This is a genomic window from Myroides sp. C1519 (genome assembly GCF_038039755.1).
In the GTDB taxonomy this organism is placed as follows: Bacteria; Bacteroidota; Bacteroidia; order Flavobacteriales; family Flavobacteriaceae; genus Flavobacterium; species Flavobacterium phaeum_A.
On sequence record NZ_JBBPHM010000006.1, the window covers coordinates 61976 to 81159 of the forward strand.

Genomic DNA, 19184 nt, shown 5'->3' on the forward strand with positions numbered 1-19184 from the left:
TCAAACCTATTTCTTTATCGAATCATTATAAACTTCTCCTCCACATTTCCACGGAAACACAAGTACCTCACCTCTTTTGTGAATATACGCTGTCAACTCACCCCTTCTTTTAATAAGCGTATCTCCTATTTCAATATGCTTTTTATACTGACTCCACCTTCTTCCAGGATCTATAATTGTTTTTTTACTATTCGTGTAAATATTTGTCCCTTTTAAAACAAAATAGTTACTTGATTTTTGTGTAGGCAATTCACTTGCTATAACAATACACTCCATTTGTAATTCACTTTTAGTCAATGCCTCACAATCTGGTCGCAAATTATTACAAGAGCTAAACATAAAACCAACACTAAGTAAAACAACTAAATACTTCATATTACAAGTCAATCATTACCGCAAGGTAACCTAAATTTATTAAAAGCACTATGTCCTCGTAAACAGGAGAATAAATACACCTATTTAATAACAAAAAAGGGAACCCATAGTAATGGATTCCCTTTCATATATAGTGTAATATTCTAACTATTCATTAGATACGTCAACAGTAGTTTGTTCAGCAATTTGCTTATAAGTACCGTTTTCTAACTTCTCACGAATTGCTTCATAAGCAGATAAAGTCTCAGCAATATCTTCTTTAGTGTGAGTAGCAGTTGGGATCATTCTCAATAAAATGATTCCTTTTGGAATTACTGGATACACAACAATAGATAAGAAAATGCTGTAGTTTTCACGTAAGTCATTTACCATAACCATTGCCTCAGGAATACTTCCTTCTAAGTAAACAGGAGTAACACAAGTGTTAGTATCACCAATATTGAATCCTCTTTCTTTTAATCCATTTTGAAGTAAGTTTACATTCTCCCATAATTTGTTTTTCAACTCAGGGTTAGAACGCAATAAATCTAAACGTTTCAATGCTCCTAATGTAAAAATCATTGGTAATGACTTAGCAAACATTTGAGAACGTAAATTGTATTTTAAGTAATCAATAATATCTTTATCTGCAGCTACAAAAGCTCCAATTGATGCCATTGACTTAGCAAAAGTAGAGAAATAAACATCAATACCATCTTGACATCCTTGCTCTTCACCTGCTCCAGCTCCTGTTGCACCTAAAGTACCAAATCCGTGAGCGTCATCAACTAATAAACGGAAATTGTATTTCTCTTTTAAAGCAACAATCTCTTTCAATTTACCTTGCTGACCTCTCATTCCGAATACACCCTCAGTGATAACTAAAATACCACCTCCAGTTGTTTCAGCCATTTTAGTAGCTCTATCTAAGTTTTTTTCTAAACTTTCAATGTCGTTATGTTTATACGTAAAACGTTTTCCCATATGTAAACGAACACCGTCGATAATACATGCGTGAGAATCTACGTCATATACAATAACATCATTTTTAGTAACCAATGCATCAATAATAGACACCATTCCTTGGTAACCAAAATTTAATAAATAAGCAGCTTCTTTCTGTACGAATGCAGCTAACTCATCTTGTAATTGTTCGTGCATAGAAGTATGTCCTGACATCATACGAGCTCCCATTGGGTATGCCGCTCCGTATTCTGCTGCTGCTTCTGCATCTACTTTTCTTACTTCTGGGTGATTAGATAAACCTAAATAATCATTGATACTCCAGTTAATAACTTCTTTTCCATGAAACATCATACGATTTGACAAAGGCCCCTCTAACTTAGGGAAAACATAATATCCTTCTGCTTGAGATGCCCATTTTCCTAAAGGCCCTTTATTTTTCTGTATTCTGTCAAATAAATCGTTTACCATAATATAACTATGTTTAAAAAAACAAATGCAAAATTAATGATATTTTGTATGCTTTCATAATAAATACAAAACTATTTAATACCAAACACCTTTAACTTTACTAACAATAAAAATGATTTTAATATAAAAATACAATCATAAATTGAGAATATTACCTACTTTATGGTGTATTTTATTTGATAAAAAGTGAATTAAAAAAAGAAAACCTTTCAATATGAAAGGTTTTCTCGTGTAACTATACTAATATAATGCTGGATATAAACTTGGATTTACCTCATTCATAATCGCATAAATTTTTTCAAATACATCTTCAACTGATGGTTTTGAGAAGTAATCTCCATCTGTTCCATAAGCTGGTCTGTGTGCTTTAGCAGTCAAAGTTTGTGGTTCGCTGTCTAAATGACGGTAACCTTTTTGTTCTTCTAAAACTTTTTGTAAGATGTATGCTGATGCTCCTCCTGGTACGTCTTCGTCAATTACTAATAAACGGTTTGTTTTAGCTAAACTCTTAACGATATCATGATTAACATCAAATGGCAATAAAGACTGTGCATCAATAATTTCCACTTCAATACCCAACTCCAACAATTCTTGAGCTGCTTGCTCTACAATTCTCAAAGTAGATCCGTAAGAAACCACAGTAATATCTTTACCTTCTTTGATTGTTTCTACTACTCCAATAGGTGTTTTGAACTCACCTAAATTCGTTGGCATCGTTTCTTTCAAACGGTATCCGTTCAAACATTCGATTAACAACGCTGGCTCATCGCTTTCCATTAATGTATTATAGAAACCTGCTGCTTTAGTCATATTACGTGGTACTAAAACGTGCATTCCTCTAATTGCATTAATAATCATACCCATAGGAGAACCTGAATGCCAAATTCCCTCTAAACGGTGTCCTCGTGTTCTTACAATCAATGGTGCTTTTTGACGACCTACAGTTCTATATTGTAATGTAGCCAAGTCATCACTCATAATTTGAATAGCGTACAATAAATAATCTAAGTACTGAATTTCTGCAATAGGACGTAATCCTCTCATTGCCAGACCAATTCCTTGACCTAAAATTGTAGCCTCACGTATACCTGTATCTGATACTCTATTTAATCCGTGTTTTTCTTGTAACCCTTCTAATCCTTGGTTTACGTCACCGATATTACCAGCGTCTTCCCCAAAAATCATCACGTTTTTGTGTTTTTCTAAGATAAAATCAAAATTATCTTTCAAAATTACACGTGCATCTACTTCCTCTGATGTTTCATCGTAAGCAGGCAACACCTCATTAACTAATGCAGCTTTGTGAGCTGTTTCAGACATTAAATGAGAACTATATCTACCTTGATTTTGTTCAAAGTAGTTTTCAATAAACTGAACTAAAGTTCCTTTCCCTGCTTCTTTCACTACCATACGCAACGCTTTACGTGCTACAGTAATTACATCTTTGCGGATTGGCTCTTTTATTCCTGCTAAATCATTTGCAAATTTCTCTAAGAAAACGCGGTTTGGACTTGATGCAGCAACTGTATTTAACACAGCTACTAATTGATCTCTTTCTGCTACAATTGGATCTAAATATGCTTTCCAAGCAGCTTTTTTTCCATCAAGAACCTCTTTTTTCAATTGTTTATCTAATTCATCTAACTCTTCTGTTGTAGCGATGTCTGAACTAATAATCCAATTTCTAAACTGAACGATACAATCTTTCTCTGCTTCCCACTCTAAACGCTCTTTACTTTTGTATCTCTCGTGAGACCCTGAAGTTGAGTGTCCTTGTGGTTGTGTAAGCTCTTGTACGTGAATTAAAACTGGCGTATGTTCTTCTCTTGCAATTTTTGAAGCTTTTGCATACGTTTCAATTAAAGAAACATAATCCCATCCGTTTACTCTTAAGATTTCGTAACCGTTTCCTTTATCATCACGTTGAAATCCTTTTAAGATTTCAGAGATATTTTCTTTTGTAGTTTGATATTTTGCGTGAACAGAGATTCCATAATTGTCATCCCAAACACTCATAACCATTGGCACTTGTAATACACCAGCTGCATTAATTGTTTCAAAAAACAATCCTTCTGACGTAGAAGCATTACCAATTGTACCCCAAGCTACTTCATTACCATTCACAGAAAAATTACCTTCTGCATCTGCCTCAGCAAATTCTCTATAGTATTTTGAAGCTTGTGCTAAACCTAACAATCTTGGCATTTGCCCAGCTGTAGGAGAAATATCCGCACTTGAGTTCTTTTGATTTACTAATTTATTCCAGTTTCCATTTTCATCAACACTATGCGTAGCAAAATGTCCTCCCATTTGACGTCCTCCAGACATTGGATCATACGCTAAATCAGCATGTCCAAAAAGTCCTGCAAAAAACTGCTCAACTGTCAATTCTCCAATCGCCATCATAAATGTTTGATCGCGATAGTAACCTGATCTAAAATCACCGTTTTGAAAAGCTTTAGCTAATGCCAATTGTGGCACTTCTTTTCCATCACCAAAAATTCCAAACTTCGCTTTTCCAGTAAGAACTTCACGTCTACCAAGTAAACTACATTCTCTACTTAACTTAGCAATTTTATAATCTTGAATTACCTCTTTCTTAAAATCTTCGTAAGAAAGAGCCATATTTGTTTCTTTTTGACTCATCGTAAAAATGTACTAATTTACCGGTTACGAATATAGAATAATATCGATAAAAAAGCTAATTTATAACACTACATTATTACCAATTAATGCACATCTCAATTATTGTTTTAATAACCAACCCCACATTTAATTATCAAAAACAAAATATTTTGTTAATTCACTATTTATAGATTATTAATATGATAATCGTATTTCAACAAAAAAACCCGTCATCAGACGGGTTTTAAGTTTTTATTAGATACTGTTATTTTTACTCTATAACAGTTAAAATTGACTCTAATGAGAATCGCACTTTTTTCATCGGAGCTAACCAATCATTTTCATGATCTCTTTCTCCCAATGCTAAAATAGTTACGCTTTTTAATCCCTTTGCAGTAAGTCCTAACATCTCATCCATTTGATCATTGTGAAACCCTTCCATTGGCGAAGCGTCAACTTTTAACTCTGCCGCTGCTCCAATAGCTAAACCAAATGCAATATATGCTTGTCTTGCCGCGTGTTGAAATTGTTGTTCCTCTGTTAATGAACCAAAATGAGCTTTAAGCGAGTTTTTATAATCGTTCATTTCTCCTTTTGCCATCTCGCGAATAGTTTCCATATTGTCAAAAACACTATCTATACGCGCTTCAGTATACGTATCCCAAGCAGCAAATACCAATAAATGTGAACACTCTTTTACTTGTACCTGATTCATTGCTACAGGAACCAACTTCTCTTTTAACTCTTGATTTTTAATTAAAATCATTTCAAAAGGTTGTAATCCTGATGATGTTGGCGCCATGCGTGCTGTTTCTACAATCTGCATCACTACCTCATCACTTAATTTAACCTCACTATTGTAACGTTTAGTAGCATATCGCCACTGTAAACTATTTAATAATTCCATTTTTCAATATTAATTATTTAGCTAAAAAAGCCAAAACATTCTTTTCTATTCTCTCATTAATATTTGATACATCTGCTTTTACAAAAGGTTCACCTATAATTTTCTCGTACAATTCAATGTAGCGCTCTGAAACTGATGCAATATATTCATCTGTCATTTCAGGTACTTGTTGTCCTTCTTGCCCTTGAAAACCGTTGCCAATTAACCATTGTCTAACAAACTCTTTAGACAATTGCTTTTGAGCCTCCCCTTTTGCTTGACGTTCTTCATAACCATCCGCATAAAAATAACGCGATGAATCTGGTGTATGAATTTCGTCTATTAACACAATCTTTCCTTCTTTTGTCTTTCCAAACTCATACTTTGTATCTACTAAGATAAGTCCTCTTGCCGCAGCAATTTCGCTCCCTCTTTTATAAAGCGCCTGTGTATATTGTTCTAAAACCAAATAATCTTCTTCAGAAACAATTCCCCTTGCCAAGATATCCTCTCTTGAAATATCTACATCGTGTAACCCAATTTCCTCTTTAGTAGAAGGCGTAATAATTGGTGATGTAAGTTTATCATTTTCTTTAAGACCTTCTGCAAGTGTAACACCACATAAAACTCTTTTTCCGGCAGCATATTCGCGAGCAGCATGCCCTGCAAGATATCCTCTAATTACCATTTCTACTTTGAAAGGCTCACAAACGTGTCCCACTGCAACATTAGGATCAGGTGTAGCGACTAACCAATTTGGTACAATATCACTGGTCATCTCCATAAACTTCGTTGCAATCTGGTTCAAGATTTGTCCTTTAAAAGGAATCCCTTTTGGCATAATCACGTCAAATGCAGATAATCTATCCGTAGCAACCATAACCAATAGGTTGTCGTTGATATTGTAAACCTCTCTTACTTTTCCGTGATAAACTGACTTTTGATTTGGAAACTCAAAACTCGTTTTTGTGATTGTGTTATTCATATTTTTATTTAGTTGTGTAGTTCTTTCTTACTTAATACGCTAATAGTTCTATTAACGCTTGTTCAAATCTATTTTTAGGTAGATATTGATCTTCCAAAGCTTTCACAAATGGGATAGCTGTTTCCAAACTTGCCACACGTTTTACCGGTGCGTCTAAATGTTCAAAACAGTTTTCCATAATCATTGCTGATATATCACTTGCAACTCCTCCAAACATTGAATCCTCTTGCAAAATTATAACTTTATTTGTTTTCTTAACGGAATTAAATATAGTTTCAGCATCCAATGGTTGTAAGGTACGCAAATCTATTAAATCTGCTTTTATTTTTGGGTTTTTATCTAAAGTTTCTAACGCCCAATGTACTCCTGCTCCAAAAGATATAATGGTAACATCCCCTCCTTCTCTCAACATTGCTGCTTTGCCAAACGGAATCGTGTAATAATCTTTTGGTACATCCTGGTACACACTGCGATACAATTGTTTATGTTCAAAGAATATAACAGGGTTTGGATCGTTAATCGCCGTATTCATCAATCCTTTTGCATCTACTGGAAATGCAGGATAAACAACTTTCAACCCTGGTGTTTTGGTAAACCACGCTTCATTTGTTTGAGAGTGAAATGGCCCTGCTTGGGTACCTCCACCACAAGGCATACGCACTACTACATCCGCTTTTTCATTCCATCTGTAATGTATCTTAGCCAAGTAGTTGACAATCGGATTAAAGCCTGTTGACACAAAATCACCAAACTGCATTTCCATAATTGCTTTTCCTCCATTAATTGAGTACCCCATAGCTGCAGAGACAACAGCACTTTCACAAATTGGTGTATTTCTGATGCGCTCTTTGCCAAACAGATCTACAAAACCATCTGTTACTTTAAATGCTCCTCCGTACTCAGCAATATCTTGCCCCATTATAACTAACTCGGGATGTCTTTCAAATGACTCTTTCAACGCTTGTGAAATAGCGTCTATAAAACGGATATTTTCCTTTTCTATTGATGGTTTAACTTCTTCGTAAACAAAAGGCGCGTACATATCTGATAACTCCTCTTGCAGATTAGCTACAATTGGCGCTTCTTCTTGCACTGCTTTCCAATCTCTATCTATCTCTTCTTTAAATGCTTGACGCATTACCTCATCTACTTCTGCTGTTAACACACCTTCTGCTAATAGATAGGAACGATAATTTTCCAACGGGTCTTTGCGTTCCCATTCATCCATTAACTCTTGCGGTACATACTTTGTACCACTTGCTTCTTCATGTCCTCTACGTCTAAACGTTAAAAACTCAATCAATACAGGGCGTGGATTCTCTCGCATTGACGCTGCAATCTCACTAATTTGCGTATAGACTTCTAAGATATTATTTCCGTCTATAATATGACTTTCCATTCCATATCCTTGCGCTCTATCAGCCAAATGTTTACATCGATATTGCTCATTAGTAGGTGTTGACAATCCGTAACCATTGTTTTCAATAACAAACAGTACTGGTAAATCCCACACAGATGCAATATTCAACGCTTCGTGAAAATCTCCTTCCGACGTTCCTCCTTCACCAGTAAACACCGCCGTTATCTTCTTTTGTTTACGCAATTTGTGTGCCAAGGCTATTCCATCAGCAACTCCCAACTGTGGCCCAAGGTGCGATATCATTCCAACGATGTGGTACTCCTGAGTTCCAAAGTGAAAAGAGCGTTCTCTTCCTTTTGTAAAACCATTCGCTTTTCCTTGCCATTGGGAGAATAATCGGTGTAGTGGAATATCTCGAGAAGTAAAAACTCCTAAGTTTCTATGCATAGGTAAAACATATTCGTCTGACTCTAAAGCAGCTACAATTCCAACAGAAATTGCCTCTTGCCCAATACCTGAGAACCATTTGGTTACCTTGCCTTGCCTAATAAGAATAAGCATTTTTTCTTCTACCATACGAGGTTTAAGTAGCCTCTGGTAAAGATCAAGTAATACTTGATCTGATAATTTTTTTCGGTTATAGTTTATTTGTTTCATGGTTGGTTTTAAAGAAACTAAAATAAGAATATTTGCGAATCAAAAAACATTACCACCTTCTTTTTACTCTCATTTTGAGATAAAAGAATCCCTATTTTATTTTTAACCATCCCTTTATAATCTAAGAGGACTTACGCCAAGCTAAAAACAAGAGTAATACAATAGATAAATAAACAAGTAAAAAAGGCAATACACTTACGTCAAAAAAACGGTAACCGATAATACTAAAAAAGAAAACAACCGGATAAGCCAAAACTAAATACAGAAAAGTTCTGGATACAAAAAATTGTATCTTCTGTTTATTATTTGCTGCTTTAAATACAGGAGCTCCTAAGCTCATAACGGAAGGAATAAACATTAATACACTCCCTAAAAACGCTATACTAACTATAATCCACAAGACAATATTCATCGGCACTTTGTATTTCTTTGTTCTAATTACTATAGTGACATTTTTCTATCACATTTCACAAACAAAAATAGAATTATAATTTTACAGCTAAAATAAATCTTCTTTAAAGCACAGAAAAAGATTAGGGATTATCCTTAATTAGGTTTCATTCTTATATTGGGGTTGACATAAATTGGGCATTCCTCTGCAGTTAAAGTAATACTTGCCGGATTTGACCTATACATCTCATCTCCATAAGGTTCCCAAGTACCACCTTCTTTTGCTTTCATTGAATATCTCACAGTTGCTTTATTCCCTACAAAGTTATCATTAGGTATAAAAGTGATATAACTTATATTAGGATCATAAATCCACGTACCATTAGTATCAGCATATCGATACCCTTCAATAGCAGTTGTTCCATCACTCGAATAAAAAACAAAAGACGCAGGATCTATATTTTCATTTCCTGCTATAGGATTTGATATATGATTAGTATATGCATAATCATCTGTAAATGCATAAAACTTAGACGCTGTTTTATCACATACAGTCATATTTTTATCTGTCGCAACTGCTGAATAAGGTACCGAAATCAACAAATTTCGAATCATATGTATATCTGTACGTCCTCCTGTAATCCCAGCAAATCCAACCTTGAAAATTTTTGGAATCGGTGCATCCAAAACAAACTTAACATCTTCCCCTGCTACATTCTTCTCTTTTTTCTTTGTTGTAAAATCACCAAACTTTGCCTCTGCATTTTCAAAATAAGTCACTTTTGTTTTATAGTGATATTTATCTATAATCGTAGAAATCACCTTACCGTGTTGAATTTTTACTGTTACAACAAGTCCACCTTCTCTATGCGGTAATAAACTAATAAATGCTTTTCTAAAATTCTCATCATCTTCATTATCCGCAACCTTTCCATTTCGCAAGCTAAACGAAGTTTTCTGTGAAAAACTTGGCCCAAAACTATAAGTACCATCATCATTTAATTCAGCACTACCATTAGTTTGAGAATCTGTTTTCAAAGTACTCACTGTTTTCAACACAGGATACCCTCTGTACCCTTGCATTGGATCACCATCAGGTAACTTATATTCAGCCCCTCTTAAGGTAACGTGACTTTGCCCTACAGTCCACGAATTCAAAGCTGGCCAATTATGACCTTTTATTCCTGATATTCTTATATCACTTTGAAATGCTCTGTTTTTAAAATTTCCTGTAATATTCAAACTTACTCCCAAATAAGCATTAGGCAACCCCTTTCTTCTTTTTAATTTCTCATCCTCTGAAGCTCTATTATACATATAGCCCATAGAACGACCTGTTGCCCCCATTTGCATTTCTTCTGAAGAAGTAGCTCCATCATACAAGAAAACAATAAAACCATCTGTTCCTTCTACTTCAGGACCATCATAAACATTAAATTCAAAACTAATATCAATACCATTACTCGACATAAAAGCCATATCATCCATTAAAACAGCACCAAATCGCTGTTGTTCTAAAGGAGTAAGCTTTAAACCATACTTAGTAAATCTTGCACTATTCTTCTCACGTTCTGGTAAATAAAGTCCTTTTGGAACATCAGTTCCCTCTTGAAGTGTCAAGAAAAAAGGATAGTGTACTTTTCCACTCTGTGCAAAAATATTTATGAATGAAAACACTAAAAACACAACTGTTATTTTAAATATATTCATAATTAAAAATTTAGATTTTTATACTAATTCTAATAAACACAAACATTATTACCTAAATTTAACATAAAATACACAAAAAAACAACTTTCAAAATCACACTATATAAAACTATTAAAAAAATTATTTGGTTAACTTTACAATTCTTAACAACGGCAAGAATCATAAATGCTCAACAAAGTAATCAATCGTAGATTATTCGAGGACTATTTGAGACTTGTTCGGAAAAAGGGGCCTTTTTCCGAACAAGTCCCGAACAACTATACTACTTTCCCGAAACAAGCAACAAAAAACACTTAATTCAAATTTTCTCAAGACACTTTGCTTTACAAAAAAGGCAAACTGCTCATTGTTCCATAAAAAAAGGACAAGCATTTCTGCTTGTCCTTTTAAAATTCAAATTATTAATAAGTTCTTATTTCACTTCTAATACAATATTCATAAAAGTTTTTCCTGTTACAACTCCATCACCTTTTACTTTATAAACCAATACTCCTTCTTCACTTAATGATACTATTTCGAATACAGTAGTATCATAATAAGTAATATGGTAATTTAATTCATTAGCAGGCAATACAGGTAATTTCCCATCTATTCCAACACTTGAATACATTGGTGCTGAGAATTGTCTAAAATAATCAGCATAGATATCTTTAGTTATTGTCTCATTTGCTTTTACTTCTAATGCAATTGATGGCATATAGAAAAATTTAGGCATTGCAGCTTTTAATTCCTGAAATGATGCACCACCATTTCCATCTGCTACTAATACAGTACCTTGATTTTTATTTACTGAACTAATTTTAGTTTCATGTACCTCTCTGTTTCCGATATGTTTTTCTTTTACCCCTCCGTCTGCTATTTTAATTGACGCTGGATCGACTAATGCATAAATTCCATGATCAACTTCTATAGAATTATCAGATGATGTTAATGCTTTACCATAATCTTTTGGTATCCCATATTCTGCACCTCCTTTTCCGTCGGCTATTAAGAAAGAACCTTTTTTGAATTTACCAGAAGAAATCTTATCGTATGTAACAGCTTTTTCACCAATAAAACCAGAAGTAATTCCCAGCGGTGCTAGTTGTATTGACAAAGGAGAAAGTAAAACAAATTGATTACTTTCCATTTCTCCATACTGTAAAGGATGTCCAAGGGTTAATTTTTTTCCTCTTGTAAAAGCCGCAGCTCCTTTTCCATCAGCTCTTAGTACCCCCAAAGTATCATTAGAAGCACTACGAATCTTTTCAGGATTTATTGTTCTATATGCAATCTTATCATTTACTATAGCACCATCAGCAATCTTATCTGTTGTAATTCCCCCATCTCTAACATCAATAGAAGCGGCGTTTAACAAAGCGTGATCTCCGTCTGTTACTTCAATAGCACCTGGTCCAGACAATTCGGCTCCCCCCAACTCTAACATCGAATTAATATCTTTAAAAGCAGTAGCCCCTTTACCATCAGACACTAAAAAATGATTTTCTGGCTTACCTACAGAATTAATTTTATCTGGTGTAACTGATTTTCCAACTAAGTGTTTTGTTTGTACTCCGCCATCTGCAATATCAAGTTTCATTAGCTTCAATACCGCCTTATCACCATTCTCAATTTTAATAGAGTTTTCCGTACTTGTAACTGCTTTTCCGTTATCAAACAACAACTCATCCATTCCCTTATAGCTTACAGTTCCATCACCTTTGGCAGTAAGTACCGTATTTGCAACAGCATTACTATCTCCTACTTTAGAACTAATTTTCTCTTTTGTAACAGAATGGTTTTGCAAATGGTTTGTTGCCACTCCTTCTGTAGCAATCTTAATTTCCGTTTCTTTTATTAAAGCTTTATTACCAGGAGCAACTTCAATAGAACCATCTGCTTTCAAATCTTGACCGTGATTTACAACAAGAGTACCCAAACTTTTATAAACTGCACCACCATTTCCATCTGCACTTAACACAGCATCTGTAGCCGCGTTACCAGTTGGTAAAACAGTACTTACCTTATCTACTGTTACTGCTCCTGCAGCAAGTTTTGTATTTGTAACTGCTCCATTCGCTAACTTAGATTCTAATACAGCACTTTCACCAATTTTTGCACTTGTAACAGCTGCATTTCCAAGTTTATCTGTAGTAATTGCATTTGTTACAACCTTACTCGTTGAAACAGCATTATCAGCTAATTTTCCATTTGTAACCGCATTTCCTGCCAATAAGTCTGTTGTTATTCCTTCTTTTTTAACTTGGATATTTACTGCGCTATTAACAGCTTTTTTACCCGTTGCATCTCCAACAAACTCTAAAGCATTTCCTAATACTAAATCTTCAGCATTGTTATCTACAACTGCTTTAATTGCCTTGTATTCAACTGTTCCGTCTGCATTAGAAACAGGAACCAAATTTGCTGTTTTAGGTGCTCCTAATTTAGTTGCATCTACTTGTTGACCAACAATGTGTTTTCCTAAAATAGAACTCTCATTAATTGCTAAATCAACATTTGTCAATACAGCCCCGTTGCCACTTGTAACTTTAATAGTAGTGTCTTTACTTCCCAAATCACCTTTAGTGATTACTTCACTTACAGCTTTGTACGCTACATTTCCACTACCATCTGCAGTTAATACAGTATTAGCAGCTTCATTTGTAGTTGCACCTTTCTTAGAGCTAATCTTAGCTGCAGTAACTGCCTTATCAGCTAATTGAGTCGTTTTTACTGCACTTGCTGCAATATGCTTATTCTCAATTCCACCATCTGCAACTTGAATACTTACATCATTTAATACCGATTGACCAGCGTTTGTGACTTTAATTGAAGTATCAGAATCTAACGTTTTTGCATTTGTATTTAATGGTAAATATTGTGCTTCTCCATCTCCTAAAGAGGTTAGTACCGTACCCTTCGAAGATTTTTCACTATTCATCTTCGTAGCAGTAATATTCTTATTAGCTATTTTAGCATTTGTAATACCTCCATTTCTAACACCAATACTCACGTCTTTTAAAACAGCATTTTCACCACCTGTAATTTCAATAGCACCATTTGCTGTTTCAGACAAGTTCTTTCCATCTACATCTATCAGGTTGTTTATTGCTGTAAACTTCGCTCCTCCATTTCCATCAGCTATCAATACGTGATTGATAGTCTCACTTTCAGAAGAAATTTTACTTGCTGTTACTGCCTTATTTTTTAAGTGTTCTGTTTGAACTCCTTCTGTTTTAATATCTATAGAAGCGGCTTTCAATAAAGCTTTAGCACCGGTTTTAACTTCAATTGCTCCATTTCCAGATAATGCTTCTCCTTGGCTGAAAACTAATTCATCCATTCCCTTGTAAGCAACTTTATCTCCAGCTGTCACAGTTAGCACTGTATTTTCAGCAGCTCCTTCTGGATTAATCTTAGCAGTTGTAACCGCATTATCAGCTAATTGAGCTGTTTGTACCGCACCTACTTTGATGTGTTCATTGTCTACACCTTGATTTGCAATCTTAATTTCGGTTGCTTTTAATAAAGCTTTATTATTCGCTGTAACCGAAATAGAACCATCAGCTGTTAAGTTTTCACCTTGATCGAATACTAATTCACCTACTCCTTTATAAGCAACATTTCCGCTACCATCTGCAGTTAGCACTGTATTTTCAGCAGCTCCTTCTGAGTTAATTTTAGCAGTTGTAACAGCTTTATCAGCTAATTTAGTAGTAGTGATTCCTTGATCTTTGACATCAATTGAAGTTAAAGCAAGAACCGCATTTTTACCTTCTGTTCCATTAATAAATTCTAATGACGAACCAACTGACATATCAACTCCTCCAGCTTGGACTGCTTCTTTTACAACATAATCAAAACCTCCGTTACCATCAGTTACAAGTAATCTATCAACAGGTTGGTTTTCAGATGTCAATTTACTTTTAGTAATTGAATTTTCATTGATTTTAAGTTCTATATCTTGAAGAACTACACCTTTTCCATCTTGTCCATCTCCAAAACCGATGATTCCGTCTGTCGTTATATCGTGAGCTTCCGTTTGCTCTGCTGCTACTGTAGAATAAACAAAGCCACCATTTCCATCTGTTACTAAGATTTTACCTTCTCCTTCTTCTGACCCTAATTTTTCAATAGTAACATTTTTACCTCCTATTTTATCAGTGGTAACTGCACCATCAGCTATTTTATCAGTGGTAACTGCATTATTAGCTAATTGAGTCTCTGTAATTTTCGCATCAGCTATTCCTAACTTTACATTAGCAAGTAATTTATTAACTCCATCATCTACTGTGACGATACCATCTGTCGTAATATTTCCTTTATCTGTGATACTTGCAGAAGTAATAGGCAGATAATTAACTTTACCTGCTCCATCTGCTGTAGCAACAGTTCCTACTGTAGCGCCTGTAGATTTAAATTTAGATGCTTCAATTGAGTTATCCTTTACACTTAAATTAACATCGCCTAATGTTTTATTTTTTCCATTATCAACTGCTATAATCGCATCTCCTGACAAGTTCCCTTTTGAAGCAATAACATCTGTTGTAATCTGCTTGTAAGTAACATTTCCTTCCGCATTACTAATTGCCACGCGATTATCAGCACCTTCTACTATTCCTCCAAACAGTTTTGCATTAGTAATAGCCTTATCAGATACTTTATCAGCTGTAACTGCACTAGTTGCAATTTTTGATTCTTCAACACTTCCTGCAGCTAAATGAGTATTTTTAACCCCACCTGTTTTTAAACTTAACGCTGTTTTCTTATCGTCAGCTCCAAACAAAACATTTTCTCCTCCATCAACTTCTATACTTTCATTTCCTACTATATCCCCTTTCATCGAAGATTTCACAGCATTTGAAACAGGCTGAAAAGCAACACCACCACTACCATCTGCAGTTAAAATATCACCTCCTGCAAAATTGCTATTAGTTGTTGCATCTATATCCTTAGAGCTAATTAAATCAGTAGTTACTGCTTTAAAATCAATATGCTTTGTTTGAATTCCTCTATCATTTACTTTAAGAGTAATATCTTTTCCTAAGATTGCTTTTTGAGTTTCACTACTTACCGATATTGAATTATCTGCCTTTAAAGAACCTGTTTCTTGAAGTTCCCCAAATGATTTATACGCTACATTACCTTGCCCATCTGCTGTAAGAACTGTCTTATCGGCAGCAGTACCAGAGCCAATCTTATCTGTAGTAACGGCATTATCACCAATAAACTCGTTAGTGACACCTTTATCAGCTAAAGAAATATTCACCGGTTGTAAAGTTGCCTTATTATCTACCTGATCTATAACAATAGGACCTGTAGTAGAAAGTTTTGCTGACTTTTCGTTAAAGATTGTGTCAACTCCTTTGTAATACGTTCCTCCTTGTCCATCAGCAGTTAACACTTGATTTTCAGCAGCCGTTTTTCCAGCAACTACAGAACTAATTTTATCAGTAGTAACAGCCTTATCAACCAATTTTGCAGTGGTAATAGATGTATCAGCTAAACCTAACTCTACATCAGAAAGTACTTTCCCTGTACCATTTACAACAGTAACAACATTATCTGTTGTAATATTTCCTGCTCCAGTAACCATATCACTTGTTACTGCTTTATAAGTTACAGTACCTGCCGCATCAGTCGTTGCTACAAGATTAGCAGTTCCAGTTGGGCCAACTAATTTAGTAGCTGTAACAGTTTTATCAGTAATACCTAATGTAACATCAGCAAGTACTTTGTTAGCACCTTCACTAACACTAACAATACCATCTGTTTTGATTTCTCCAGCTGTAGTAATCATATCTCCCGTAATTGCTTGATATGCTACTTTATCACCATCAACAACTGTTAGAACAGTATTTTTATTAGCCCCTTCAGCATTTAGCTGTTTTGTTGTAACCGCTTTATCTGCCAATTTTTCTGTGCTAATTCCTTTATCTGTAATTGCTAAATAGATATCTTTTAAAACAGCTCTATCTCCATTAGTTTCACCTGTAGCCTCCGTCTTTCCAGATACGCTAATAATTCCGTCTGATTGTAAATTACCAGCTTTCGGTGCAATTATATTTTCAATTGGAGAATAAGTTACATTTCCATTTCCATCTGCTGTAAGGACCTCTCCTCTTTTAGCATTTCCTGTAACTACTGTAGAACTAATTTTGTCTGTAGTAACTGATTTGTTACCAATATATTCATTTGTTATTCCTCCTTTTTCTAAGGAAACAGTAATTGGTTGTAAAGTTGCTTTATTATCTTCATTACTAACCTTTATAGGTCCCGTTGTTGAAAGTTTTTCAGCAGTAGAAATCATATCACTGGTAAGAGCTTGATAAGTAACATTTCCATTACCATCTGCGGTAAGAACAGTGTTTCTTTCTGCTTCTTTAGAATCTATTTTATCTTTCGTTACACTCTTCACAGCAAGGTGTTCATTCTTAACTCCCCCTGTTTTCAAGCTCAACTTAGCATCTTTGGATGCCTGACCAAAAAGAACATCTTTACCTCCTTCAACAGCAATACTTTCACTCTCTACAATATCACCTTTAGCTACTCTACTAACAACCGTTTCTGCACTTTCAAACTTAGCCATTGGGTTATCTATTCCTCCTTCAGAAACTAATATTGCTCCATTTACTGCTCCTATAGCACTAATTTTGTCCTGAGTAACAGCTCTACTTGCGATATGTTCGTTCTTTATTCCTCCTGTATCAACTTTAATAGAAAGTTCTGACAACAAAGCCTTACTTGCTACACCTTCTACTTTTAAAGAAGCATCTGTTTTAAGCCCTTTTCCTTGATTAGCAACAGTCGCGTAAATACTATTCTGAACTGTTTCATTACCTAAAATAGTTGTTATATTATCAATAACATCAGTAGGAATATCAATAGTTGAAACAACTCCTTGTTCGTCTGTATACGTATATTTTCCATCAACACCTTTAACAAGCGTAGTAACAATATTTAATTCAGATAACTTAATGTTTACTTTGTGTTTATCTGTATCTTCTAATGAAAATTCGCTATTCTTATTTAATTCGCCTCCTATTTTAGTTACAGCAAATGCCTTGTTTTTAGTATTCTCATCTGCTATTTTAGCATAGTAAAACTCTCCCTTATCATCAACCATTAATACTTTTCCTGCATCAGCAGTTGTTGCAATCAATTTATCTTTTGTAATACTCTTATCTTTTACAGATAAAATCACATTATTTAGTACAGCATTATCCCCTCCAGACACCTCAATAATATTACTATTACTCGATAGTTTTCTACCTTGAGAAGCAACAGTAGTATAAATATTTTCTTGTACCGTTTTATCACCTAAGATTGTTTGGATATTATTAACAACATCTGTTACAACTTGAATCTTATATGAAGCCTTTGCTTCATTATAATAAGTATAATTCCCTTTGCTATCATTAATAATATATGTATCTATATTAATATCACTTAAAGGCACTGGGAACGAATCATCTTCCGAGTCCGTTATCGTTAAATTATCACCGTCAACAACAAAAGTGCTGATTACTGTATTTTTACCATCTAAAATGGCATAGTGTAATTTCCCATCTTCATTAACAACTAATGCTTTTCCAGCATCAGCTACAGTAGCAATTAACTTGTCTTTGGTAATGCTGTGATCTGTTACAGATAAAGTTATTTCTGATAATACAGCTTTATCTCCATTTGTAACTGCTATAATACTATCTGTATTAATCTTCTGACCTTTAGTAGCAATAGTATTATATATACTATCTTGTACTTCCGTTACCTTTAAAATAGTATCAATATTTTTTATAACTGAGTTTGGAATATCAATAATAACAACAGCCCCTTTTTCATCAACATATTCAAATTTGCCTTCACCAATATCCTTTAATGTTGAAACAATATTTAATTCAGATAAAGCGATATCGATTCTATCACCATCCGAATCTGTTATAAATAAAACACTTGAGGCATCTAATTTTCCATCTTTACTTTCAACAGCAATACTCTCATTTTTAGCATTCTCTTGTAAAATTACTGCATAGTAAACATCTCCATCCTTATCAACCATCAACACTTTACCTACATCAGCTTTATCAGCTTTTAATTTAGAAGGTGTAATTGATTTATCCTTTACACTTAACTTCACATCGTTAAGTACAGCTCTTTCTCCTTTTTCAACATTAATAATACTATCGCCTTCCAAATGTCTTGCGTTTGCTTTTATTTGAAGAAGGATTTCTGCAATAACTTTTGGGTCATTAACAATTGTGTGAATATTATCTATTACTTCAAAAGGGATATCAATTTTTGTAACTCTATTTGTTTCATCTGTATAGGTAAAAATACCTTTTTCGCCATCTTCCAACGTAGATACAATGTTTATATCTTTTAAGGGAACCTCAACAGTTTGATCCTTAGAATCTTTTACAAATAATGTTTTCTTAACAAGATTGACTGCCATTTCCTTGTTGTGTGTGTCAAAGCCTTCCAGGTTTTTCACGTCTTCTGAATTGATTAGACGTACCCATTGACCACCCATCCAATAGTAGTAACCTGCTGGTAAAGTACCTTTAGTACCAAGGTTATAGACTAACAAGCTTTCTGCTGCTTTTCCACCAGCAAATGAGGCACTACTTTTTAGATCAGTTAAATTAATCCTTGGGATTAACAAACCTCTATCTGCATCTGAAGTTGCAGCAATATCTAACATTGAAGAAGCAGCCGGTCTTTCTATTCCGATACCTACCTGCCCAAATGTATAGCCTGATAAAAGTAATGCAGATAATAATGTAATTTTTCTGTTCATAATATTT

The 19184-nt window shown here is 34.5% G+C and carries 9 protein-coding genes; all 9 read right to left on the bottom strand.

The features are described 5' to 3' along the window. Positions 1–6: 6 nt before the first annotated feature. On the bottom strand, positions 7–375 hold the full coding sequence (locus tag AABL81_RS05285) for a hypothetical protein (protein ID WP_158211203.1): 369 nt from the start codon (positions 373–375) through the stop codon (positions 7–9). Between the two features lie 147 nt (positions 376–522). Next, positions 523–1788, bottom strand: a complete 1266-nt coding sequence (locus AABL81_RS05290) for an aminotransferase class I/II-fold pyridoxal phosphate-dependent enzyme (RefSeq protein WP_158211204.1) — start codon at positions 1786–1788, stop codon at positions 523–525. A 240-nt stretch (positions 1789–2028) separates the two neighbouring features. Then, positions 2029–4434, bottom strand: coding sequence for an alpha-ketoacid dehydrogenase subunit alpha/beta (locus AABL81_RS05295; RefSeq protein ID WP_341340502.1), 2406 nt, complete (start codon positions 4432–4434; stop codon positions 2029–2031). 250 nt (positions 4435–4684) lie between these two features. Then, the gene (locus tag AABL81_RS05300) at positions 4685–5320 is read right to left on the bottom strand and encodes a nitroreductase family protein (RefSeq protein ID WP_341340503.1); all 636 of its coding nucleotides are present in this window, start codon (positions 5318–5320) and stop codon (positions 4685–4687) included. A 13-nt stretch (positions 5321–5333) separates the two neighbouring features. Then, on the bottom strand, positions 5334–6284 hold the full coding sequence (locus tag AABL81_RS05305) for a phosphoribosylaminoimidazolesuccinocarboxamide synthase (protein ID WP_158211207.1): 951 nt from the start codon (positions 6282–6284) through the stop codon (positions 5334–5336). A gap of 31 nt (positions 6285–6315) precedes the next feature. Further along, positions 6316–8301: an alpha-ketoacid dehydrogenase subunit alpha/beta gene (locus tag AABL81_RS05310; protein WP_341340504.1), complete on the bottom strand. Its 1986-nt coding sequence runs from the start codon at positions 8299–8301 to the stop codon at positions 6316–6318. Between the two features lie 121 nt (positions 8302–8422). Next, positions 8423–8713 (bottom strand): hypothetical protein, encoded by a 291-nt coding sequence (locus AABL81_RS05315; protein WP_341340505.1) that lies wholly within the window; start codon positions 8711–8713, stop codon positions 8423–8425. A 134-nt stretch (positions 8714–8847) separates the two neighbouring features. After that, a complete protein-coding gene (locus tag AABL81_RS05320) occupies positions 8848–10401 on the bottom strand; it encodes a hypothetical protein (protein ID WP_341340506.1) in 1554 nt (517 codons plus the stop codon). A gap of 412 nt (positions 10402–10813) precedes the next feature. Further along, positions 10814–19177 (bottom strand): beta strand repeat-containing protein, encoded by an 8364-nt coding sequence (locus AABL81_RS05325; RefSeq protein ID WP_341340507.1) that lies wholly within the window; start codon positions 19175–19177, stop codon positions 10814–10816. Positions 19178–19184 lie beyond the last annotated feature (7 nt).